The organism is Acinetobacter sp. BEC1-S18-ESBL-01, assembly GCF_014169935.1.
GTDB lineage: Bacteria > Pseudomonadota > Gammaproteobacteria > Pseudomonadales > Moraxellaceae > Acinetobacter > Acinetobacter pittii.
The window spans coordinates 2,607,569-2,630,469 of record NZ_AP022302.1; the positions used below are offsets into that span (position 1 = coordinate 2,607,569).

Annotated in this window: 17 protein-coding genes and 1 pseudogene; 12 read left to right on the top strand and 6 right to left on the bottom strand. The window is 40.7% G+C overall.

The window, feature by feature from the left end; genetic code table 11:
• Positions 1–66 precede the first annotated feature (66 nt).
• From H7R46_RS12335 to H7R46_RS12360, 6 genes are all read left to right on the top strand, one after another.
• Positions 67–1,953, top strand: a complete 1,887-nt coding sequence (locus tag H7R46_RS12335) for a feruloyl-CoA synthase (protein WP_171066748.1) — start codon at positions 67–69, stop codon at positions 1,951–1,953.
• Between the two features lie 74 nt (positions 1,954–2,027).
• On the top strand, positions 2,028–3,167 hold the full coding sequence (locus H7R46_RS12340) for an acyl-CoA dehydrogenase family protein (protein WP_005070432.1): 1,140 nt from the start codon (positions 2,028–2,030) through the stop codon (positions 3,165–3,167).
• Between the two features lie 81 nt (positions 3,168–3,248).
• Positions 3,249–4,499, top strand: coding sequence for an OprD family porin (locus H7R46_RS12345; protein WP_000041308.1), 1,251 nt, complete (start codon positions 3,249–3,251; stop codon positions 4,497–4,499).
• A gap of 56 nt (positions 4,500–4,555) precedes the next feature.
• Positions 4,556–5,092, top strand: coding sequence for a DUF3237 domain-containing protein (locus tag H7R46_RS12350; protein WP_005070433.1), 537 nt, complete (start codon positions 4,556–4,558; stop codon positions 5,090–5,092).
• Positions 5,093–5,132: 40 nt separating this feature from the next.
• The gene (locus H7R46_RS12355) at positions 5,133–5,522 is read left to right on the top strand and encodes a PaaI family thioesterase (protein ID WP_005070434.1); all 390 of its coding nucleotides are present in this window, start codon (positions 5,133–5,135) and stop codon (positions 5,520–5,522) included.
• 33 nt (positions 5,523–5,555) lie between these two features.
• Positions 5,556–7,307: a tannase/feruloyl esterase family alpha/beta hydrolase gene (locus H7R46_RS12360; protein ID WP_005070435.1), complete on the top strand. Its 1,752-nt coding sequence runs from the start codon at positions 5,556–5,558 to the stop codon at positions 7,305–7,307.
• 64 nt (positions 7,308–7,371) lie between these two features.
• On the opposite strand, the gene H7R46_RS12365 is transcribed toward H7R46_RS12360, so the two are convergent.
• From H7R46_RS12365 to gudD, 4 genes are all read right to left on the bottom strand, one after another.
• On the bottom strand, positions 7,372–8,085 hold the full coding sequence (locus H7R46_RS12365; RefSeq protein ID WP_000092886.1) for a FadR/GntR family transcriptional regulator: 714 nt from the start codon (positions 8,083–8,085) through the stop codon (positions 7,372–7,374).
• 241 nt (positions 8,086–8,326) lie between these two features.
• The gene (locus tag H7R46_RS12370) at positions 8,327–9,913 is read right to left on the bottom strand and encodes an aldehyde dehydrogenase (NADP(+)) (protein WP_005070438.1); all 1,587 of its coding nucleotides are present in this window, start codon (positions 9,911–9,913) and stop codon (positions 8,327–8,329) included.
• Between the two features lie 30 nt (positions 9,914–9,943).
• Positions 9,944–10,855, bottom strand: a complete 912-nt coding sequence (kdgD, locus tag H7R46_RS12375) for a 5-dehydro-4-deoxyglucarate dehydratase (RefSeq protein ID WP_005070439.1) — start codon at positions 10,853–10,855, stop codon at positions 9,944–9,946.
• Positions 10,856–11,120: 265 nt separating this feature from the next.
• Positions 11,121–12,455 carry a glucarate dehydratase gene (gudD, locus tag H7R46_RS12380; RefSeq protein WP_005070441.1) on the bottom strand — a complete coding sequence of 445 codons (1,335 nt, stop codon included), beginning with the start codon at positions 12,453–12,455 and terminating at the stop codon, positions 11,121–11,123.
• Positions 12,456–12,740: 285 nt separating this feature from the next.
• On the opposite strand from gudD, the gene H7R46_RS12385 reads away from it, so the two are divergent.
• The 3 genes from H7R46_RS12385 to H7R46_RS12395 all read left to right on the top strand — a co-directional run bounded on the left by H7R46_RS12385 (position 12,741) and on the right by H7R46_RS12395 (position 16,739).
• Complete coding sequence (locus H7R46_RS12385) at positions 12,741–14,099, top strand: MFS transporter (protein WP_002120540.1); 1,359 nt, start codon at positions 12,741–12,743, stop codon at positions 14,097–14,099.
• Positions 14,100–14,169: 70 nt separating this feature from the next.
• Positions 14,170–15,717 (top strand): galactarate dehydratase, encoded by a 1,548-nt coding sequence (garD, locus tag H7R46_RS12390; RefSeq protein ID WP_005070442.1) that lies wholly within the window; start codon positions 14,170–14,172, stop codon positions 15,715–15,717.
• A gap of 125 nt (positions 15,718–15,842) precedes the next feature.
• A complete protein-coding gene (locus H7R46_RS12395; protein ID WP_005070443.1) occupies positions 15,843–16,739 on the top strand; it encodes a DMT family transporter in 897 nt (298 codons plus the stop codon).
• A gap of 15 nt (positions 16,740–16,754) precedes the next feature.
• Here the strand turns inward: H7R46_RS12395 and H7R46_RS12400 are convergent, their stop codons facing one another.
• A complete protein-coding gene (locus H7R46_RS12400; RefSeq protein ID WP_005070444.1) occupies positions 16,755–17,825 on the bottom strand; it encodes an AraC family transcriptional regulator in 1,071 nt (356 codons plus the stop codon).
• Positions 17,826–17,954: 129 nt separating this feature from the next.
• Here H7R46_RS12400 and H7R46_RS12405 point away from each other — a divergent pair, with 129 nt between their 5' ends.
• Positions 17,955–19,415 (top strand): coniferyl aldehyde dehydrogenase, encoded by a 1,461-nt coding sequence (locus tag H7R46_RS12405; protein WP_005070445.1) that lies wholly within the window; start codon positions 17,955–17,957, stop codon positions 19,413–19,415.
• Between the two features lie 261 nt (positions 19,416–19,676).
• Here H7R46_RS12405 and H7R46_RS12410 read toward each other — a convergent pair whose 3' ends face one another.
• Positions 19,677–20,042, bottom strand: coding sequence for a DUF6882 domain-containing protein (locus H7R46_RS12410; protein ID WP_227591709.1), 366 nt, complete (start codon positions 20,040–20,042; stop codon positions 19,677–19,679).
• Positions 20,043–20,047: 5 nt separating this feature from the next.
• Here H7R46_RS12410 and H7R46_RS12415 point away from each other — a divergent pair.
• Together H7R46_RS12415 and H7R46_RS12420 are read left to right on the top strand one after the other, a co-directional pair.
• A pseudogene (locus tag H7R46_RS12415) lies at positions 20,048–21,244 on the top strand (NAD(P)/FAD-dependent oxidoreductase); the annotation flags it as partial.
• Between the two features lie 145 nt (positions 21,245–21,389).
• A complete protein-coding gene (locus H7R46_RS12420; RefSeq protein ID WP_080631138.1) occupies positions 21,390–22,748 on the top strand; it encodes an amino acid permease in 1,359 nt (452 codons plus the stop codon).
• The last annotated feature ends 153 nt before the right edge of the window (positions 22,749–22,901 follow it).

A 22,901-nucleotide genomic window follows, 5' to 3' on the forward strand; every position in this document is an offset into this window, starting at 1 on the left:
CAACAACATATTAAATAAAAATTGCATGATGCAAAAAGTAAAGCGCAGTGATGCACTTTCCATGGAGTGAAAGAAATGCAAATGAATGCCACTCAATCACAAGACCGCGAACGGTTCGTAAAATTAGGGCAACATGATATTCATTATCACCATAAAGATGACACGCTCTATATCAGCCCAAAAGAGCAATTAAAACCGTATCCACAAAAACTGACAGATCGTTTAATTCATTTTGCACAAACCCAACCCGACCATATTTTTGCAGCAAAACGCAATGCTCAAGGTGAATGGGTCAAACTGAGTTATGCAGAAGTTTTACAACGTGCATGGCACATTGCTCAAGCTTTACATGAACGTAAGTTAAGCCAAGAGAGACCACTCGTTATTTTAAGTGGTAATGATCTCGAACATTTAACACTGTCTATGGGTGCTATGTTGGCAGGTGTGCCTTTCTCGGCTATTTCCCCTGCCTACTCTCTTATTTCTCAAGACTTTGGCAAACTCAAACATGTGTTTGAAGTGCTTACACCTGGTATGGTCTATGCCAGCGATGGACAAGCTTTTGCCAAAGCCATTCAGGCATGCATTACATCCGATATTGAAGTGGTGACCAATAAAGGTATTGTAGGCGATCAGATCTGTACGTCTTTTCAATCGCTGTTAGATACGCCTGTTTCAAATGTTCAAGAGTTTTATCAAACTCTTGATGAAAACCAGATTGCCAAATTCTTATTTACATCAGGTTCTACCAAATTGCCTAAAGCTGTACCGACCACGCATTTAATGTTATGTGTTAACCAGCAAATGTTATTGCAAACTTTCCCTGAGTTTGAAGAAACACCGCCTGTCCTACTCGACTGGCTATCTTGGCACCACACCTTTGGTGGCAGTCACAATGTCGGTATTGCGCTCTATAACGGCGGTACCATTTACATTGATGATGGCAAACCCGTTGCAGGAAAATTTGACGAAACCATTCGTAATCTGAAAGAAATTTCTCCAACCGTTTATTTAAATGTGCCAAAAGGTTGGGAAGAACTCACCGAAGCTTTAGAAAAAGATGAAGAATTAAGAGACCGCTTTTTTGCCAAAGTTAAAATTCTATTCTTTGCAGGTGCAGCGCTTTCAGAAGCGGGCTGGAACAGACTCGATAAAATTGCTCAGCAACATTGCGGAGAAAAAATTCGCATCATGAGCGGCTTGGGCATGACCGAAACTGCTCCCTCTTGTGCTTTTACCACTGGTCCACGCGTAATGGCTGGCTTTATTGGTTACCCTGCTCCGGGATGCGAAATTAAGCTAGTTCCATGTGGTGACAAACTTGAGTTCTGTGTCCGTGGCAAGCATGTCATGAAAGGCTATTGGCGTCTAAAGGCAGACCAGCAAAGCACTGTGTTTGACGATGAAGGCTTTTTCCATACGGGTGATGCTGTGCGTTTAGTCGATGTGAATGATCCAACTAAAGGACTGATGTACGACGGACGAATTGCAGAAGACTTTAAACTCAATACAGGTACTTTTGTGAATGTGGGCACACTACGCAACAAAGTACTGATTCAAGGTAATTTACTGGTTCAAGATGTTTGTATTACTGGTTCAAACCTAAATGCGGTTGGCTTTTTGATTTTTCCAAAACTAGAAGCGTGTGCTCAATATGCAGGTCTTAAGCTTGGTGAACATTCTGCAACAGAGATATTACAGCATCCTAAAGTCCAACAATGGTTCCGCCAATTTTTAACCACCTTTAATAAAGATGCGACTGGCAGCTCAAATACAGTCTCAATGCTTTATTTAATGACCGAGCCACCTCAACTCGATGCAGGCGAAGTGACAGATAAAGGCAATCTCAATCAAAGCAGTATTACGAAACGTCGTGCCGCTTTAATTGATGAGCTTTATCAAAAGCAGACTGATAACCCGCTGATTATTCGGGTACCCACCTTAAAACAATAAGCAATTGAAATAGAAAAGGAAGCTCAAATTTCGGTTTGAGCCTTAGCCTCACTTTTGCCAAAAAAAGGTTCAACATGCCACACGATACAGAATTTGAACTATTCCGGGATAGCTATCGCAGGTTCTTAAAAGAACAGGTTGCCCCGTATTACGAACAGTGGGAACACGATGGCCTTATCCCACGTGATCTATGGCTTCGTCTTGGGGAAAATGGCTTTTTATGCGTCGATGTACCCGAGGAGTATGGCGGTTACGGCGCTCCTGTGCACTACTCACTCATGTTGGTTCAAGAAACTGCTCAAGCTGGTTTTGCATCTTTGGCGGTTGCCATTGGCGGGCAAAATGAGTTGGTCTCTCCTTACCTGCAAAATATTGGAACTGAAGAGCAAAAGCGTTATTGGCTACCAAAAATGGTGACAGGTGAAGTCGTGACTGCAATTGCCATGACAGAGGCCAATGCTGGCTCAGACTTACAAGCCATACGCACTCAAGCGATTTTAGAAAATGACCACTACCGCGTGAATGGTTCAAAAACGTTTATTTCAAATGGTTTGCATGCCGACCTGATTGTTCTGGTTGCGAAAACTGATCCGCAAACTAAAGCAAAAGGCATTTCCATTTTATTAGTCGATGCTGCGTTAGATGGCGTTAAAAAAGGCCGTTCATTACAAAAAATCGGGCTGCATGCCCAAGATACAGCCGAACTGTTTTTTGATGATGTTTATGTGCCTGCAACTCAGCGTTTGGGTGAAGAAGGACAAGGCTTTGCTTATTTAATGCAAGAGTTACCTCGTGAACGTTTAAGCATTTCAATGATGGCGTTGGGGTCAATTTTAGGCGCCATCGAACTGACCAAAGACTATGTACTAGAACGTAAAGCTTTCGGACAACCTTTAAGTCAAATGCAAAACACACGGTTTGTACTCGCAAACGCGCAAATTAAAGCAAAAGCCGCTCAAGCTTTTGTAGACCAATGTGCAGCGCTGTATCAACAACACCAGTTAAGCGTCACTCAAGTTGCCGCACTCAAATGCTTTATCACCGAGGTCCAATGTGAAGTGATTGATCAATTACTTCAGCTTTTTGGTGGTTACGGTTACATGCAGGAATACCCAATCTCACGTTTTTTTGTGGATGCAAGGGTACAAAAAATTTATGGGGGAACCAATGAAATTATGAAAGAAATCGTGGCCCGAGAACTGCTCGGAAAATAATTCGATTTAAAAACCAAACAAGGCAGACACAACAACTATGCCTTGTTGAAAACAAAAAATGATATTTCAGGAAGAAATGCTATGTCGAAATTATGGATGTACTCTACCCTTATGCTCTCAGGTTCAGTGTGGGCTGGCAGTTTTATTGACAACAGTTCAGTAGAACTCACCACACGAAATTTCTATTTTGACCGCGACTACCAAGAGCAATCTGCTTACCCTGCTGCCAAGGACTGGACACAGGGGTTTATTCTTAAAGCCAATTCAGGTTATACCGAAGGGACTGTCGGTTTTGGGCTGGATGTGCTTGCAACGGCGGGTTTTAAACTTGATGCCGATGCAGAGCATGGAGGTACAGGTAACTTACCTAGAGACACGCGCACCAATGAACCTGCTGACTCTTATGGCGAAATTGGGGTCACAGCAAAAGCGAAAATGAGCCAGACCGAGCTACGTATTGGTACGCTAATGCCGATGAACCCTGTTTTAGTAGCGTCACCTGCTCGTTTGCTTCCTCAAACCTATCGAGGCATTTCACTAACCAGTAAAGATATTAAAGATTTTGATTTACAGGCAGCCTACCTCGATAAAGTGAATCATCGGGATTCGACCAACTATGAAAAAATTAAAATTTCTGGGGTGAATGGACGTTTTAAAAGTGCGGAAACTGATGGACTCTATTATTTAGGTGGAAACTATCAGTTTAATCCTGCACTCAAACTCACCGCTTTCTACATGGATGTTGATGATCTTTATAACCAAACCATGGTCGGTGCTTTACACCAACATAAAATTAATGACACCACCAACTTTAGCTCTCAATTACGTTACTACCGCAGCCGAGATGACGGACAGGCAAAAGCAGGCTTAGTCGATAATGACCTCTATCATGCGCATTTCGAACTCAAACATCAAAACCATAAATTTATTTTTGGGACTTTCCAACATCATGGCGACACCGCCTTTCCATATTTGACTGGCGGTGAAACTGGACTTCTTATTGATACCTGGCCGGGCGAGTTTTTAAACCCAAAAGAAAAAGCCTATAGCTTCCGTTATGAATATGACTTTAAAGATTATGTTCCGGGTTTACGTTTTATGACTCGTTACACCACAGGTCACAATATTTATGCACCTAACTTAGGTGGGACCAATTTAAAAGAACGCGAAACAGACTTTGATTTAGGCTACACCGTTCAAAGTGGCTGGTTAAAAAATCTAGGGCTACGCGCGCGCTATGCCATTTATGACAACAACATGCTCTCTACAGCCAATATCAAACCTGTAAACGAAACCCGTATCAACATCGACTACACATGGAAATTTAAATAATTAAAACCAGAGGTTCTGTCACACATAGAACCTCTTTTTATTTCGGGAAATTCATCATGAAGAAAGTTGTAACGCTACTCTGCGGAATTTGTCTCATTGGCCTGACTCATGCAGAAACGCAATATAGCCCACCACCCATTCAGCTTGAGCCTTTAGCAAAATTTAGTGTTGATCTAAATGCGCCTGTTTGGGAATTAGGCACGACCAGTGATGCAGGTAAACGCCGAATTATTCCCATTACAGGTGGGACATTCGAAGGGAAATCACTTAAGGGCCGCATTTTAAATAATGGCGCAGATTGGCAAATTGTCGACAGTAAAGGACTAGCCATTATTGATACGCGATATTTGTTAGAAACCGATGACGGTGCACTGATTTATCTTCAAACCAAAGGTTACCGACATGGCTCAGCAGAAACACTAAAACAGCTTGCTCAAGGCAAAGATGTCGACCCGAAAAATTACTATTTCAAAATTACCATGCAGTTTGAAACCAGCTCACCTAAATATTCATGGCTCAATCAGACCGTTGCGGTAGGCAGTACAATGCGCTTGGGTAAAGCAGTTATTTATGATGCCTATACCCTGAAATAATAATTTTTATAACACCTACAAAAAGGATGGAGCCTTCATTATGGATCAAAAAACTTTAGAACACTTACCGCCCATCCATCAGCATTTGGGTGGACATAATATCCATTGGAATGACAAAAACACTGAACTCACCATCCACTACACGGCGCTAGAAAGCTTTACCAATCCACGCGGCACCGTTGAAGGCGGCATGATCTGCGCCATGCTTGACGATGTGATGGGGCTTTTTGCATTTCTTGCAAATGACAGTAAACCCGCCACCACCATCAACTTAACAATGGATTTTTTAAGGCCCTGTGTTGTGGGAGAAGTCATTACGAAATGCCGATTCATTAAACAAGGCAAAACTGTACTGAATCTCGAAAGTGAAGCTTGGCAAAACAACAAAATGATTGCACGAAGCACTGCTAATTTTCTGGTTTTAGATTAATTACAACCATTCATTCAATAAGGATATGAATAAATGAATTACACCAACAATAAACGAATTTTGACCCACTCCGCTTTAGTGCTTGCCATGCTTGGCGCTTTGACAGGCTGTGGAAGTGATAATGATGACACAACTGTTCCCTCAACAACAAAACCACCTCAGTTGTCTCCGGCTGTGGGCGTAAAAATGACAGGAAGCTGTTCAGACTTACTCGGATTTCAATACAACAATACAGTTATTAGCTCAGCTACCCTTCAAGAAGCAGGCACATTGACGGTCGCCAACAAACCGATTGGCGCACATTGTTTGGTCAAAGGTTATATGGATCAACGGGTAAGCCCTGTCGATGGACAAACCTATCAAATTGGTTTTGAAATGCGCTTACCAATAGACTGGAATGGTCGTTTCCTCTATCAAGGCAATGGCGGAACCGATGGCAATTTAGTCCCTGCAACGGGTCAGGTTGGTAGCGGTGGTCCACTCACCAATGCCCTACATGATGGTTTTGCTGTTATTTCCTCCGACGCCGGACATAATGCTTCACAAAATCCAATGTTTGGTTTAGACCCTCAAGCCAGAATTAACTACGGCTACGGTGCGATTACCAAACTCACGCCTATGGCAAAAAAACTAATTAAAGCCGCATATGGTAAATTGCCAGACCGCTCCTATGCAGGCGGCACATCGAACGGCGGACGTCATGCCATGATTGCTGCAACTCGTTTGGGTGACCAATATGATGGAATTTTAGCAAGCACACCGGGTTTTCACTTACCTCGTGCAGCCGCAGCCCAACTCTACACCGCACAGCAGCTTCGTCGTGTCGCAACAGATGAAAATGACCTAAGTACCGCTCTTACTCTTCCAGAGCGTAAAGTTTTAGCAAAAGCGATTTTAGATCGATGCGATGCTTTAGACGGTATTGCAGATGGACTGGTTCAAGATGTCGAATCTTGCCGTAAGGCTTTTGATATTCACAAAGATGTACCCGTTTGCCCAAGCACAAGAGATGGTACTTGTTTAAGTACCGAACAAATTGATGTATTAGCCAATATTTACCGTGGTCCTGTAAATTCGGCTGGACAAGCACTCTATGCAACCCAACCTTTCGACCCGGGTTTAGTCGGTAGTAACTGGGCAAGCTGGAAATTCGAATCTTCGGTGGGAACAGCACGTGACCCCGTTGCAGTCGGTATTCTTTTTCAGGTTCCACCAGACCCAACTGTGACTCAAAACTCTAGACAATTTGCCTTTAATTTTAACTTCGATACCGACTATCCAAAACTCTCGGCAACCAATGATGTATATACCGAAAGTTCCATGTCATTCATGATGCCACCCGATGAACTCAATCTAGATAAACTCCGTAATCACGGTGGAAAAATGATTGTGGTACAAGGCACAGCAGACGGCGTTTTCTCTGTAGATGACACTCAAAATTGGTACGATCAACTGCTACAACACTATAAAAATGATGCAAAAGGTACAGCGCCTGAATTTGCGCGTTTCTTTAGAGTTCCGGGTATGAACCATACCCGTGATGGCATTGCGACCGACCAATTTGACGCATTGACTGCTTTAGTTAATTGGGTGGAATATGGGCAAGCACCTGACAAAATCATTGCAACTGCACGCGGTGCAGGTAACCCGAGTGGTCAAGTGAATACTGAACTTCCACAAGACTGGGCACCAAACCGCACCCGTCCACTTTGCCCTTACCCGCTGATTGCCCGTTACAATGGTCAAGGTGATAGCGAAAAAGCCGAAAACTTTAGCTGTAAATAGCGCCTTATAAAATTAAAAGAGAGCTAAACAGGCTCTCTTTTTTATCTTGATCTTAGCTCAAGCTTTACTGCTTAAACTTTTTAATACTTTTAGACAAATGAGCTCGCATCATTTGTCGGGCCAATAAACCGTCCTGATCCACAATTGCGTTATAAATATTGACATGATCATGGTGAACCGCTTTTAAATATTCTTCGCGATTTTCAGGACTTTGCTCAATAGATTTAACACGTGCACGTGGAATAATTTTTTCACCCAGATACTTCAAAAAATCAACGAAATATTGGTTTTCAGAAGCTTCAGCAATGGCAATATGGAAATCATAGTCAGCTTTTACCGTACCATCATTTGCATCTGAAGAAATATGTCGTTCAAAGTCTTCAAGCGCAGCTTTCATTTTATCGATGTGGATTTGCTTACGGCGCTCAGATGCTAAAAAGACAGCTTCAGACTCAAGACTAATCCTAAGCTCAAGCAAGGAAATAATGTCATTAATGGTTTCTAAACTGGCATTAGACAGCAAAAAATTCTGTTCAACCGTCTGCTCTTTTACAAAAGTACCAATCCCGTGACGAGTCTCGACAAACCCTAAAGAACGCAACTCAGTGATTGCTTCACGAATAACAGAACGGCTTACTTCAAAAGTTTCAATTAATTCAAGTTCGGTCGGAATTTTCTCTCCGACTTGGAAGTCTCCAGACTGAATTTTTTCGATCAGTTGTTCTACAATAATCTGGCTTAGTTTTTTTGTTGATCTAGGTTTAATTGCGCTAGACATAATCTGAAGAACTCATGAAATGTTGAAAAAATTAGAAAATTCATTTTACTATAAACTTAGACGATAGTCATATTCGGTTTTTATACCTCTAAGTTATTAAAATCAAAATATTTTATCTCCGTTATCAAACCCTCACACATATTTAAAAAGTAAGCAACTTATGCTTCTGTTGATATTTAATAATGCGTTGAATAAGTTAAAAAATATGCAGCTCAATACCATTGATTGAGCTGCACAACTTTTAAATTTGAGCCTGAGTTAATTGCCCATTGACCAGACGAGTAATCTGTAGTGGATTACTATCTTTTAATGCATCGGGTAATAAAACTTGTGGGGTATTTTGGAAACATACCGGACGCAAGAAACGCTCAATCGCTCCCGTACCCACCGAAGTTCCGCGTGCATCACTCGTTGCAGGGAAAGGGCCACCATGCACCATGGCATCAGACACTTCAACTCCAGTCGGGAAACCGTTAAACAATACACGGCCAGCTTTACCAGTTAACAAATGAAGAAGTTCGCCTGCTTCGGACAACTCATTTTCATCACCAATAATCGTTGCCGTGAGCTGTCCACCTAAAGCCTCGATCCCTTTTAACAAAGTCGCTTCATCCTCTACGCCAATCACAATCGACATTGGCCCGAAAACTTCATGTTGTAGTTTTGGGTTGCCTGACAATAAAACAGATTGATCCGCTTTAAATAGATGTGTTTTTGCTTGAGAAACTAGCTCGGCCTCTTGTCCTGTCGCAATAACTTCAAAACCAGCTTCACTGTTTAGAGCATCAATACCTAGACGGTAACTTTTTAAAGTTCCTTCATTCAGCATGACCTGAGGCACAGCTTTTTGCGTGCTTTCAGCTAAAGCTGCTACGAAACTGTCAAATTCAGGTCCTTCTACACCTAAAATTAACCCCGGTTTTGTACAGAACTGGCCACATCCCATATTAAATGAGGCAACCGTATCCTGAGCAATTTGTTCACCACGAGAACTCAGCGCTTGAGATAAAACCACTACAGGGTTCACACTCGACATTTCAGCAAAGAATGGAATTGGCTGAGGACGACTCTGCGCAAGGTTATAAAGTGCCATTCCGCCTTCAAGAGACCCCGTAAAACCAGCTGCCTGAATCAGTGGATGTTCTACCAAGTTTGCGCCAATACGACCGCCAAAAATCATATTGAATGTGCCTTTAGGCATATCGCAAACTTCGATTGCTTGTTCAATGGCTTCTGCAACAAGCTCAGCAGTTGCCATATGACCAGAGTGTGCTTTAAAGACAACCGGACACCCTGCTGCTAATGCAGCTACGGTATCACCGCCAGCTGTTGAAAATGCAAGTGGGAAATTACTCGCGCCAAACACAGCAACCGGTCCTACCCCAACTTTATATTGACGCAAATCGACACGCGGCAAGGGCTTACGTTCTGGTAATGCCACATCAATACGAGCACCATAAAAATCGCCACGGCGTAAAAGTTCAGCAAACAGTCGAAGCTGACCAGTAACACGGCCTGTCTCTCCTTGAAGACGAGCAAGTGGTAAGCCTGTTTCAAGTGAAGCGACTTCTTGCAGGTTCGCACCTAATGCTTCAATTTGGCGAGCAATTTCTTCAAGAAAAGAGGCTCGTTGCTCTTGAGAAGTTTGGCTATAAACTAAAAAAGCGTTATGTGCAGCTTGAGCAGCTTGATCCACTTCTTCAAGGGTCGCCTGACTAAATACATAACCTGTTGGCTGATAGTCTTTTGCAGCTATACTTTCTAGGGCTGGCGCATTTGCAGCAATACGTTGACCATTAATAAACTGCCGACCGTTATTTTTACTCATTTTAAAGCTCCAATACCTAAACAGTTAGAATTATTGCGGACCAAGTGTCGCAATGAGCGCAGCCAAATCTTCATAGTCTGCTTGAGTTAAATCACTTAATGGCGGACGCACTGGACCTGCATCATGCCCAACAATTTTGGCACCTGCTTTAATCATGCTTACTGCATAACCTGATTTACGGTCGCGAATTTTTATCAATGGCAAGAAGAAATCTTTAATCAAACGATTGGTTGTTTCAAAGTCATTACTGCGAAGCGCGTTATAAAACTCCATTGCAGTCTTTGGAATAAAGTTAAATACAGCTGATGAATAAACTGGACAACCTAAGGCTTTATATGGCGCTGCAAAAACTTCTGCTGTTGGTAAACCACCTAAATACGACAAACGATCACCCATAGTCTGAGTCACTGCTGTCATCATATCGATTTGACCAGAGCTGTCTTTAAAACCGATTAAGTTCGGGCACATCTCGGCTAACTTTTGGATTGAATCGAGATTTAATCTTGATACGCTACGATTATAAAAAATTACACCAAAGTCTACTGAGTTACATACTTGCTTAACGTGTTCGATCAAACCTTCTTGGCTTGCTTCAGTTAGGTAATGTGGCATTAACAAAATACCATGTGCACCTAAGCGCTCTGCTTCTTTTGCCTGTTCAATCGCCTGACGTGTCGGACCACCTGCCCCAGCAATAATCGGTACACTACCTTTACAAGTATCGACAGCTGTTTTAATCACGTCAGAGTATTCACTTCCAGTTAACGAGAAAAACTCGCCTGTACCACCCGCAGCAAATAATGCACTTGCACCATAAGGCGCTAACCATTCAAGACGTTTTGCATAAGAAGATTTGTTAAAGTCCCCACTTTGGTCAAAGTCAGTAACCGGAAAAGAAAGAAGGCCATCAGAAACAATGTTTTTTAACTCAAGAGCATCCATTAGAAAATATCCATACATGTTTATGTTGTCAGACATCTTACATCATAAATTTTATTTTAATCAATATATTTTTCCTCTGAAAAATTAAATTTTTAAAAAAGATCAAAGTTCATTATCTAAAATAATTTAACCTTTTGTTTTATAAAATATCTTCAAAAACTCTCAATATTAGGACTAATCGTTAGACATAAAAAAGCTGCCCATATGGACAGCAAAGCATTAAGAAAACTCAAAAAGCGAATTTTTCAAAGATATCGGTAAAACATTAACGAACCAAACACGGCTTTTTATTATTAAATGACCAATTTGGTATTAAAAATTGCATCGCATCGGCATCATTACGAGCTCCTAAACCTTTTAATTTATACAGTTCATGGGCTTGATTAATTCTATCCCAGTCCAGCTCAACCCCAAGTCCCGGTGCTGTTGGCACCTGAATTTTACCATCTTTAATTTCAAGCGGTGCTTTAGTGAGCTGATCTGTACCTTCTTGCCAAATCCAGTGCGTATCAATTGCCGTTACCTTACCTACCGCAGCGGCAGCAACATGGGTAAACATGGCAAGTGAAATATCAAAGTGATTATTAGAATGCGAACCCCACGTTAAGTTATACATATTGCAGAGCTGTGAAACTCGAACCGAACCTTCCAATGTCCAAAAATGTGGATCAGCCAAAGGAATATCAACAGCTTGCAATTGGATACTATGCGACATTTCACGCCAGTCCGTAGCAATCATATTGGTCGCAGTGGGTAAACCTGTTGCACGTTTAAATTCGGCCATAATTTCACGGCTTGAATAACCTTGTTCTGCACCGCATGGGTCTTCCGCATAGGCCAGCACACCTTTTAAATGTTTACCCAAAGCAATGGCCTCATCTAAAAACCATGCTCCGTTTGGATCAAGTGTCACACGCGCTTCTGGAAAACGGCGCGCGATTGCTGTAACAGCTTCAGCTTCTTGTTCGCCCTGTAACACGCCACCTTTTAACTTAAAGTCTTTAAAACCATAACGGTCATAAGATGCTTCTGCTAAACGCTGTACTGCCTCGGGTGTTAACGCTTTTTCATGACGGACTTTATACCAGTCATGGTTATGCTTAGGTGTAGTCGCATAGTCTAATGAAGTTTGTTTTCGGTCACCGATAAAGAATAAATATCCTAAAACTTCAACTTCACTACGTTGCTGGCCTTCACCTAGTAAGCTTGCGACATTCACATTTAAATGCTTGCCAAGCAAATCCAGTAATGCTGACTCATAAGCCGTTACAACATGAATTGTGGTACGTAAATCAAAGGTTTGATTGCCTCGACCACCACTGTCACGATCAGCAAAAGTTTGCTGAATTTTTTTAAGTAGATTTTTATATTCGCCAATCGGCTGCCCTTCTACCAAGGCTTTAGCATCATTTAATGTCGCTAAAATTTTTTCTCCACCCGGAATTTCACCTACACCAATATTTCCAGAGTTATCTTCGATAATAAGTATGTTACGAGTGAAATAAGGTCCATGAGCACCACTCAAATTGAGCAGCATGCTGTCATGTCCAGCAACAGGAATTGCTCGAATTGATTTAACGATAGGTGTAGAGGTCGCCATTAAAATACTCCTTGGCATTCTGATACTATTTTTTCATTACCAAAACTTATAAGACATCAGACAACTTGTCAATATAAACCCGCATAAAAATTATTTTTCGACCCTACTTGCCAAAATAATATTTTTAATCATATGATGTCATACATCTAAAGACGCGGTTTTAGAACTAGGACTATAGAGTAGATACAAAATTCCGTTTTCTCATCTATTCTATCGATGAATTTGACATGACGTCACCTATTTCACGGATATGCAAATAGGTCGATTATTAAAAAGAGTTTGTATATGGATAATCTGCAAACAAATATTGCTGTAGTGACTCAGCAAAGAGCCAAACATACAAAAACTCGCTACTACATTCTTGCGATGATTTTTTTGGTCACGGCTTTTAATTACGGTGATCGTGCAACCCTTTCAATGGCTGCAACGCCAATGTCTCATGAGCTGGGAATCGACTCAGTCACCATGGGTTATATTTTCTCGGCCTTTGCATGGGCCTATGTAATTGGTCAAATTCCAGGTGGTTGGCTACTCGATAAGTTTGGTGCTCGCCGTGTATATTTCTGGAGTCTATTTTTATGGTCGTTATTCACGGTTTTAATCGGTTTTACCGACATTTTAGGTGATACTGCGACCATCATTACTTCACTCTTTGTACTCAGATTTTTAGTTGGTTTGTCTGAGTCGCCTGCTTTTCCGGGTAACAGTAAAATTGCTGCCGCATGGTTTCCAACCAAAGAACGTGGAACTGCCGCTGCCATTTTTAACTCATCCTCTTATTTCTCAACCGTACTTTTTGCTCCCCTAATGGGTTGGCTTGTTGCAACCGTCCACTGGCAGTCTATTTTCTGGGTCATGGGTGGTCTCGGAATCATTCTTTCCTTTATCTGGCTTAAGGTCATTTATAGCCCGACCAATCATCCAACAGTAAATCCCGAAGAAGTAAAATATATTGCTTCAGAAGGTGCTTTACTCGACATGGGTGAAAATAGCCAAAATAGTAAAAAAGAGAAAATTACTTGGAGCAAAGTTAAGCAGCTGCTTGCTTCACGTATGATGCTCGGTATCTTTATTGGACAATATTGTGTAAATACACTGACCTATTTTTTCTTGACTTGGTTCCCTGTTTACCTTGTCAAAGAAAGACATCTCAGCATTTTAGAAGCAGGTTTTGCAGCAGTTGCACCTGCACTCTGCGGCTTTGTAGGTGGAATTTTAGGTGGCTTGATTTCAGATAAGTTAATTCGAATGAATTACAGCTTAAGCTTTTCAAGAAAGCTACCTATCGTAGTCGGATTCTTGGTTTCAACCTCAATTATTATGTGTAATTACGTCGATTCTCAAGCAGCAATCGTATTCTTTATGTCCTTATCTTTCTTTGGGAAAGGCATCGGCTCTTTAGGTTGGGCAGTCATGTCTGATGTTGCACCAAAAGAAATGGTGGGCTTATCAGGCGGAATGATGAATGCATTTGGTAATACAGCAGGAATCGTGACCCCAATTGTGATCGGCTATATCTTGGCAAGTACTGGTTCTTTCAACCTTGCATTGACTTATGTCGGTGTGCATGCGATTGCAGCAGTAATTTGCTATACCGCTATTGTGGGCAAAATCCAGCGCTTCGAGTTAAAACCTACCTCTTAAAACTTTAAGTCATAACGCTTAACTAACTTAAGCGTTATGACCTCTCTTCAAATGTATACAAGGAATGATCATGCTGAAGCCTCTCCTCATAAAAATTAGTCCTCTTGATAATGTAGCCATTGTAGTGAATGACGGCGGTTTACCACCTTCTACACATATTGAAGAATACCAACTCATCTTGGTTGATCATGTGCCACAAGGACATAAAGTTTTATTAAAGTCATTAAAGCAAGGTGAAGCAATTGTTCGTTATGGGGAAATTATTGGTTATGCAAATAAAGATTTATCTGCAGGCTCATGGATAAATGAAGCCGTTACCCAAATGCCTGAGGCACCTGAGCTAGATGATCTTGAGTTAGCAACTCGCCCCGACCCCAAGCTTCCAATCTTGAGCGGATATACATTTAAAGGTTATAAAAATAAGGATGGCAGTGTCGGCACAAAAAATATTTTAGGTATCACGACCAGTGTTAACTGTGTAGAAGGTATTGTCGATTATGTCGTTAAGATTATTGAACGTGATTTACTTCCTAAATATTCAAATGTAGATGGAGTAGTTGGATTAAACCACTTATATGGCTGTGGTGTAGCAATTGATGCACCCGCTGCAATTGTTCCTATTCGTACCATACATAATCTTGCACTCAACCCTAATTTTGGTGGAGAAATTATGGTGGTGAGTCTGGGCTGCGAAAAAATGCAACCCGAACGGCTTTTAAATATTCCTAAAGAAAACAAATATATTCCCCTAGCAAACGAAGATATTATTCAGTTGCAAGATGAACGCCACAACGGTTTTGAAAGTATGGTGAACCATATTTTAACCGTGGCAGAACAACACCTTGAAAAGCTTAATCAACGTACTCGAGAAGAAGTTCCAGCCTCTGAATTAGTTGTAGGAATGCAATGTGGTGGGAGTGATGCATTTTCCGGAGTTACCTCTAACCCTGCCGTTGGTTTCGCAGCTGACTTGATTGTGCAATGTGGCGGTACAGTCATGTTTTCGGAAGTTACAGAAGTCCGTGATGGTATTCACCTACTTACTCCACGCGCAGTAAATGAACAAGTTGCCAAAGATCTAATTCGGGAAATGAAATGGTACGATGACTATTTAGCAGCAGGCCAAGTAGACCGAAGTGCCAATACCACACCGGGTAATAAAAAAGGTGGACTGAATAACATTGTAGAAAAAGCGATGGGATCAATTGCAAAATCGGGCCGCTCACCGATTGTAGAAGTTCTCGCACCGGGCCAAAGACCGACTAAAAAGGGTTTAATTTTTGCGGCCACCCCTTCGAGTGACTTTATCTGTGGTACGCAGCAAATGGCATCTGGAATTACGGTCCAAGTCTTTACCACAGGTCGTGGTACACCCTACGGGCTGGCAGCCGTACCTGTTATTAAAATGGCAAGCCGAAACAATATTGCAAACCGTTGGTATGACCTGATTGATATCAGTGCTGGCGATATTGCGATTGGAAAGAAAACTATTGAAGAAGTGGGCTGGGAACTTTTTGAGCTGATTTTACAAGTAGCTAGCGGTGAAAAACAAACGTGGTCGGACCGTTGGGGTATTCATAACTCACTCGCTGTATTTAACCCTGCACCCGTGACCTAATAAGGTTTAAAAGATGAGGCATATCACCTCATCTTTTCACATTTCCCCTATTAATTACGACACATTTCACTAAAACTTAACAGCGCTGCTAAAATAACATCGAAAATTAAGAACTGTATTTCTCTATGCAAAATCAGACTGCTTCAAACCTCCCCTCTACACAACTTGGAAAAGCACTGCTTTGTCTTATGACGTCGGCATTATTATTTTCCATAATGGGAGTGTGCATCCGTTTTGCTTCACAAACGGTAGACAACGCGACCGTCGTGTTTTTTAGAAATGCAGTGGGTTTATTTATTTTTATTCCGATGCTCTTTAAACAAGGTTTAGACTTTATTAAAACCGATAAACTTTGGATGCACACTTGGCGAAGTATTGTCGGGCTTGCCGCCATGTATGGTTTTTTCTATGCCATTGCCAACTTAAAACTATCTAATGCCATGGTTTTTAGTTACTCATCTCCCATCTTTATTCCACTCATTGCATGGCTTTTTTTAAAAGAAAAAATCACCAAATCAATGATTTTTGCCGCCGTTATTGGGCTAATTGGGGTTTTATTTGTTGCTAAACCTGACCAAGGCTTATTGAATGCGTTATCTTTTATTGGCTTGGGTGCATGCTTTTTATCTGCAATGGCCTTTGTCACCGTAAGGGCTTTAACCAGTACAGAGCCGCCTGAACGTATTGTTTTTTACTTCTGTATTTTTGGTAGTTTAATTTCCTCTATTCCGATGTTCTGGCATTGGCGTATTTTCACTTGGCATGAACTAGCTCTACTCATTGCCGCAGGACTTTTAGCTAATATTAGCCAACTGTTTATGTCTTATGCTTACAGCCTAGCCCCGGCAGGACAAATTGGCCCAATGAACTACATTGCCATTATTTTTGCAGGAATATGGGGATTTGTTTTTTGGCATGAATTACCGGATCTATTCAGCATTATCGGTATATTTATTATTTTATTTGCAATTTTACTCTGTAATCCATTTTTGCAGAAAAAGTTACTTTCTCGATTTAAATAACAAACAAACCTTAATCTAATTTAGGTACTGTATTCGATACTCATTTGGTGAAATGCCTGTCCAGTGACGATAGGCTTTTCTAAAATTAGAAGTATCTGAAAAGCCAATTCTCTCAGCAATTTCATCTACGGTTAAAGTTGTTTCTCGCAAGTATTCATCAGTAAGACGGCGCCGAGTTTCATCTAATAATTCTTGATAGGTTAAATTAAAACCCGCTAACCGCCGATGTAAGGTACGCTTTGACATATGTAAACGTTCAGCCATTTCTTGGGCCGATGGAAAAAGCCCTGTTCCATCCAATAATATTAAACGGATTGTTTTCACCAATTCGGGTTCTTCAAGTTCAGCTGTACCTAACATCCGCTCACAAAAAGACTTACACATATCCGCGGTAATCGGGTTGGCATTTGGGCAAGGTACGTCAAGCCACTTTAAATCAAAATGCCATTGCATCACCCCAGCATTAAACTGAACAGGGCAATGAAAAACTTTTTCATATTCTTCTGCATAGTCAGGCGCTGGATAGGGTAATAAAAGCTTCTTGGCTTGAAATGGTCCTTCAAGCACCCGTTCAATTAAGGTTTGCATTGAGCTAAACCAAAACTCACACACTAAAGGCAAAAGCTTACCAAGTGCAATAATGTCCTGCCCTTCAAAAACGGCAACGTCATCCCGAATATAAAAAGACTTCTTTAAAATAGGCCCTGCAAGCTTAATGTGTCGAATGCCAAGCTCGACTGCTTGTCTAAAATTACGTGAGGAATATAACGCATAACCATACACTCCAAAATCTGACAGTCTCTGCTTTTGTCCTGCTCGTAGTCCAATTAAGGGATCATGAGATAGCTTTTGAATATTTTGAAATAACTGAATTTTTTGAACTTGAGAAATATATAAAGAGGATTGATTCATCGCATCTGGCGAAATATTTGTGCCAGATAGAACATCTGATATTGAATGGCCTTGCGAACCCATTTCATCAAATAAACTGGTCAAACCTAGTAAATATGTATTGGCACCTAAGGATGTATTATCATAATTTCCTTCGATAACCGCATTTGTATTTTTATAAACATTATTAGGCATTTAATTCACACCATCCCTAGAGTGACGTGCATAATGGCACTAAACTACCTCTTGTTGTCTCAATTTAACATCGACCATACAACGCTTCAAGCATAAAGTATGATAAGCAAAAGTATGGAAGGAATAATAATGGAACAGTCTACCTTAAAAGAATATAGCGGCTCTGCCACTGAACATATGGAACTTATTTTTTCCAAACAACGTGCCAATTTTGAGGCAGATCCTTACCCAAGCCTTGAAGCACGCCGCACCAGACTGCATCAACTCAAAAAACAAATTATCCGTTATCAAGATGCTTTAGCTGCTGCGATTAATTCTGATTTTAGTTCAAGATCACTTGATGAATCTAAGCTATTAGATTTGCTTGGTTCTGTGTTAGAAGCTGATCATGCGATTCATCATTTACGCCGCTGGATGCGCCCAAGTAAACGCCGTACCGAGCTTTTATTTTTATCAAACCGTTTAAGCGTGCAATACCAACCTAAAGGCGTGGTTGGTGTGATTGTGCCTTGGAACTTCCCCGTTTATTTAGCACTTGGCCCACTCATTGCCGCATTAGCTGCAGGCAACCGAGTGATGATTAAGCTACCTGAAATTACCCCAAATACCAATGCAATGCTTCGACGCATGCTTGCTGAAGTCTTTAATGAAGATGAAGTGGCGGTTTTTGGTGAAGAAATTACAGACCCAGCAAGATTTACTTCGTTGCCATTTAACCATATCGTCTTTACTGGTTCTCCTGCGATTGGCAAGATCGTCATGCGAGCAGCAGCTGAAAATCTAACACCTGTTACGCTTGAGTTAGGCGGTAAATCACCAGCAATTGTAAGCCGTAATTACCCACTTGCCGATGCGGCAAAACGTATTACCCATGGCAAAGCAACTAATAGTGGTCAAATCTGTGTAGCACCTGACTATGCGTTGGTTCCTAAAGAAAGTATTGATGAGTTTGTGGATGTAGCAAAATCCAGCTTTATAAAAATGTTTGGTCAAAACATCACAAACAATGAGAATTATACATCTATTGTGAACGACCGCCATTTAAAACGTATTCAAGATATTTTGACCGATGCACAAGAAAAAGGTGCTCGTGTTATTCCTTGCGATACGTATAGCTTTGACCAACAAGGTCGCAGGATGCCTGTACAGATTGTGCTGAATTGCACACCAGATATGCGCATTATGAAAGAAGAACTCTTTGGTCCTATTTTACCTGTGGTGGCTTATGATTCTTTAGATGATGCAATCACCTATGTAAAATCGGATGAACGACCTTTAGCACTTTATTGCTTTACGCATAGCTCGATAGAACGTGATCGTATTTTACGTGAAACTCATTCGGGTGGTGTGACCATCAATGACTGGGGATGGCATGTAGTTAACCATGACGCTCCTTTCGGTGGTATCGGCAACTCAGGCATGGGGTCATATCATGGTGAGGAAGGTTTCCGTGAACTTTCACATGCAAAAACTGTATTTATTCGCCATCGGTTTTTCCCGACTCAGCTTTTCCACCCTCCTTATGGAACATTCCTACAAAAATTAGCGATTCGCTTTTTCTTGAAAAAAGGCGATCCAAATATTAAATAAGGATGATAAAAAAGCCTCGCAATGAGGCTTTTTGGTTAATTATAGAATTGATTAATGCAATAGAGTTATATCCCAATTACTTATAGACCAATTCAGAATTTTTAGTACCAAAACCTAGTATGAGTAATAGCTATACTGTTCCTATTACAGTAGTCAATAAAATGGTACATAATTAAAAAAAGCTTGGATTACCAAGCTTTTTTAATACTAATAAAATATCTATATTTAAATAAATAATTGTCTACAACTAATCATCAAAGTTTATTTACTATCATTTTTAAAAACAATATAAATCCAATTACCATTCACTTTACCTCGATATGCTCCATCAGCTTTTGCCAAATGTGCTGCTAAAGCAGTAAAGTTCCATGCTTCTTCTTCACTACAATAAACTAATTTTTGTTGTAACTCAGCAATTTCATATTGTTCTCCGTAATTTTTAACAATTAAAGCCACTTCTTGCAGATCCTGTGGAATAGAAGGATGTTCCCATGCCCACATAAATGTTTGGTTTCTCTCATCATAAGTTCCTATCACATTAATTTCAAAAAACTCTTGTCGATCACCAATATTAAATGTTATGCCCCCTATAACAAGATCAATATCCCACTCATCTACAATATTCATACCCGGGTTCATCTACGGCCTTACATTTAGCTGAACAAGGCGTAGAGACTGTTTTATTAGAAAAAAACCGTGTAGGTAGCGCAGCTTCTGGACGCAATGGCGGACAACTCACCCCTGGTTTAGCTCGCTGGGAAGCTCAAGAAATGGCCGATCGCTTGAGTTATGAAGATGCCAAAAAACTCTGGCATTTTACCTCTACAGAAGCGATGCAACTGATTGATGACATTTCGGAAAAATACCAACTCAACTTTGACCGCAAATACGGCCACATTACCGCCGCCGTTCATGAAGGGCATTTAGTTGGTTTAACACAAGGCGCCGATGCACGAAAATACTTAGGTGAAGACCATACCCGCATTGTGGGTAAACATGAACTCATGGACTATATTAAATCTGACTACTATACAGGTGGTTTAATTGATGAGTTAGGTGGACAAATTCATCCTTTAGCTTTAAACCGTGGCTTAATTTATGGCTTTTGCCAAAATGGCGGTACTGTTTATGAGCAAACAGAAGTCCTTTCAATAGAAGAAAAAGCAGATGGTATTTATGTTCAAACTGCAAATGCGGTCGTAAAAGCTAAAAAGTCTGTAGTTTTAGCAGTACACCATGCTTCATTTAAACTTTTATCAGAGCAAAACAATACCACAATTCCGTTCTATACTTATGTTGCGACGACTGCCCCGCTAGAGCTTGATACAAAAGAGCTTTTACCATTTGGGCATCCGGTCTATGACACTCAGTTCCAAATTGATTACTATCGCCCCGTATTTAATAACCGCTTATTGTTTGGTGGCCAAGGCACTGGCACATGCTGGGGTCCAGAGAAAACATTAAATTATCTAGAGCATCGAATTCACACTGTTTTCCCTCAAATTAAAAATCTAGAGATGGATTTTGTCTGGAGTGGAACTACTGATTTAACCGTAAATGGTGCAGTCGATAGCCGTAAGTTTGGTCATAAATTCCCAATCTATGCTGTTCATGGCTGGAGTGGTCACGGCGTTGCTCAGACGGTACGCATTGGTAAAGCCATTGCAAATGACTTTGTTGGGCAATCTAACGACTTCGAAATGTTATCTAAAATTGATCATCAAAATATTATTTTTGGTCGTACCCTTGCTCCCGTTGTTATTCCACTCGCTAAAAGCATGTATGGTATCGGTGCAATGATTAATCCGGGCAAAATGGTATCTTTCTAATTTATAAAAACATCATTTTATAAAAAGGATTCGTATAGCTTTGTACGAATCCGTTTTATTTAGCTGAGTAAAATCCTTTTCAAACTAGGTTATCCCTACCCAATCTATTACAATAGCGCCAGCTTTTTTATTCAGCGCATATATTTTGAGCAATTCATCTTCCCAATTAAAACGCGGACTTAAAAATCGCCATATCCAGTTGATCGCTATGGGTGGTGCTGTCGGGACAGGTTTATTTTTAGGCTCTGCACAAGTCATCCAGTCTGCTGGTCCTTCTATTATTTTAGGTTATGCCATTGTCGGTTTGGTCGCATTTTTAATTATGCGCCAAATGGGTGAAATGATCGTAGAAGAACCTGTGGTCGGTTCCTTTAGTTACTTTGCACAAAAATATTGGGGGAAATTCCCCGGTTTTTTATCGGGCTGGAACTATTGGGTGGTTTATATTCTGGTCGCGATGACCGAGCTGACAGCAGTTGCTAAATATGTGCATTACTGGTGGCCCCACATTCCTGCTTGGATATCAGCCTTATTTTTCTTTGTTTTGGTCACATGTTTGAACTTAGGCAACGTTAAATTTTATGGTGAATCTGAGTTTTGGTTAGCCATTATTAAAGTTGCAGCAGTCATTGCCATGATCGTATTTGGCTTATATTTATTGCTCACCGCAGGTAATGATTCTATCGCTAGCTTTGCGAACTTGTGGCAGCATGGCGGATTTTTCCCGCATGGGTTCTCGGGCCTATTTTATATGCTCGCCTTCTTAATGTTTGCTTTCGGCGGTATTGAACTGATTGGGATGACTGCCGCTGAAGCTGAAAATCCTGAAAAAAGCATTCCACAAGCCATTAACCAAGTCATATTTCGAATCTTGGTTTTCTATGTGGCTTCGCTTGCTATTATTATGTCGCTCATTCCGTGGAATCAGCTTGACCTCGGTGGTTTAGATAAAAGTCCATTTGTGATGATTTTTAGCCAGCTTGGTATTGGCTGGGCAGCTCATTTACTTAACTTTATTATTTTGACGGCTGCACTGTCGGTTTATAACAGCGGTATGTATGCAAACAGCCGTATGTTATATGGACTCGCAGTACAAGGCCACGCATCTAAAATTTTTACAAAAGTCAGCAAACAAGGGGTTCCAACACCTGCTGTTATCTTTTCTTCTATTCTGATTTTTGGTTGTGTATTACTGAACTACTTTATCCCAGAAGAAGCTTTAAGCTATCTTATGTACATGGCTGTGGCTGCGCTGGTTTTAAACTGGGCAATTATTAGCTTTACTCATTTAAAGTTTAAACGTGCCATGAAACTTGAAGACAAAGTTGCCAAGTTCCCTGCTCTATTTTCACCATTAAGTAACTATATCGTTTTGATTTTTATTGGCATGATTTTATATATCATGTGGACTCAAGGGTTTGAAAAATCTGTTATTTTAATTCCAATCTGGATTACATTCATGTTTGGACTATATAAATTTTTGAGTTGGAAAAAAGCACTCTAATATTCAAAAAAGGCTTATTCAAATAGGATAAGCCTTTTATCATTTACCAGCTTGTCACCCTAAGTAACTTCAGAAAAACCCTTCACATTCTATTCATCATTATTGAATTGCTCTCTGCTAGACACATGAATATGTAAACCTTAGTCATTCTAA

What these genes read in the sequence shown, in the direction of transcription:
- H7R46_RS12400 (WP_005070444.1), bottom strand. Translation starts at nt 17,825, where the DNA reads ATGCCTAATAATGTTTATAAAAATACAAATGCGGTTATCGAAGGAAAT.
- H7R46_RS12350 (WP_005070433.1), top strand. Translation starts at nt 4,556, where the DNA reads ATGAAGAAAGTTGTAACGCTACTCTGCGGAATTTGTCTCATTGGCCTG.
- H7R46_RS12355 (WP_005070434.1), top strand. Translation starts at nt 5,133, where the DNA reads ATGGATCAAAAAACTTTAGAACACTTACCGCCCATCCATCAGCATTTG.
- H7R46_RS12360 (WP_005070435.1), top strand. Translation starts at nt 5,556, where the DNA reads ATGAATTACACCAACAATAAACGAATTTTGACCCACTCCGCTTTAGTG.
- H7R46_RS12365 (WP_000092886.1), bottom strand. Translation starts at nt 8,085, where the DNA reads ATGTCTAGCGCAATTAAACCTAGATCAACAAAAAAACTAAGCCAGATT.
- H7R46_RS12385 (WP_002120540.1), top strand. Translation starts at nt 12,741, where the DNA reads ATGGATAATCTGCAAACAAATATTGCTGTAGTGACTCAGCAAAGAGCC.
- H7R46_RS12395 (WP_005070443.1), top strand. Translation starts at nt 15,843, where the DNA reads ATGCAAAATCAGACTGCTTCAAACCTCCCCTCTACACAACTTGGAAAA.
- H7R46_RS12405 (WP_005070445.1), top strand. Translation starts at nt 17,955, where the DNA reads ATGGAACAGTCTACCTTAAAAGAATATAGCGGCTCTGCCACTGAACAT.
- H7R46_RS12410 (WP_227591709.1), bottom strand. Translation starts at nt 20,042, where the DNA reads ATGAATATTGTAGATGAGTGGGATATTGATCTTGTTATAGGGGGCATA.
- kdgD (WP_005070439.1), bottom strand. Translation starts at nt 10,855, where the DNA reads ATGGATGCTCTTGAGTTAAAAAACATTGTTTCTGATGGCCTTCTTTCT.
- garD (WP_005070442.1), top strand. Translation starts at nt 14,170, where the DNA reads ATGCTGAAGCCTCTCCTCATAAAAATTAGTCCTCTTGATAATGTAGCC.
- H7R46_RS12370 (WP_005070438.1), bottom strand. Translation starts at nt 9,913, where the DNA reads ATGAGTAAAAATAACGGTCGGCAGTTTATTAATGGTCAACGTATTGCT.
- H7R46_RS12340 (WP_005070432.1), top strand. Translation starts at nt 2,028, where the DNA reads ATGCCACACGATACAGAATTTGAACTATTCCGGGATAGCTATCGCAGG.
- gudD (WP_005070441.1), bottom strand. Translation starts at nt 12,455, where the DNA reads ATGGCGACCTCTACACCTATCGTTAAATCAATTCGAGCAATTCCTGTT.
- H7R46_RS12345 (WP_000041308.1), top strand. Translation starts at nt 3,249, where the DNA reads ATGTCGAAATTATGGATGTACTCTACCCTTATGCTCTCAGGTTCAGTG.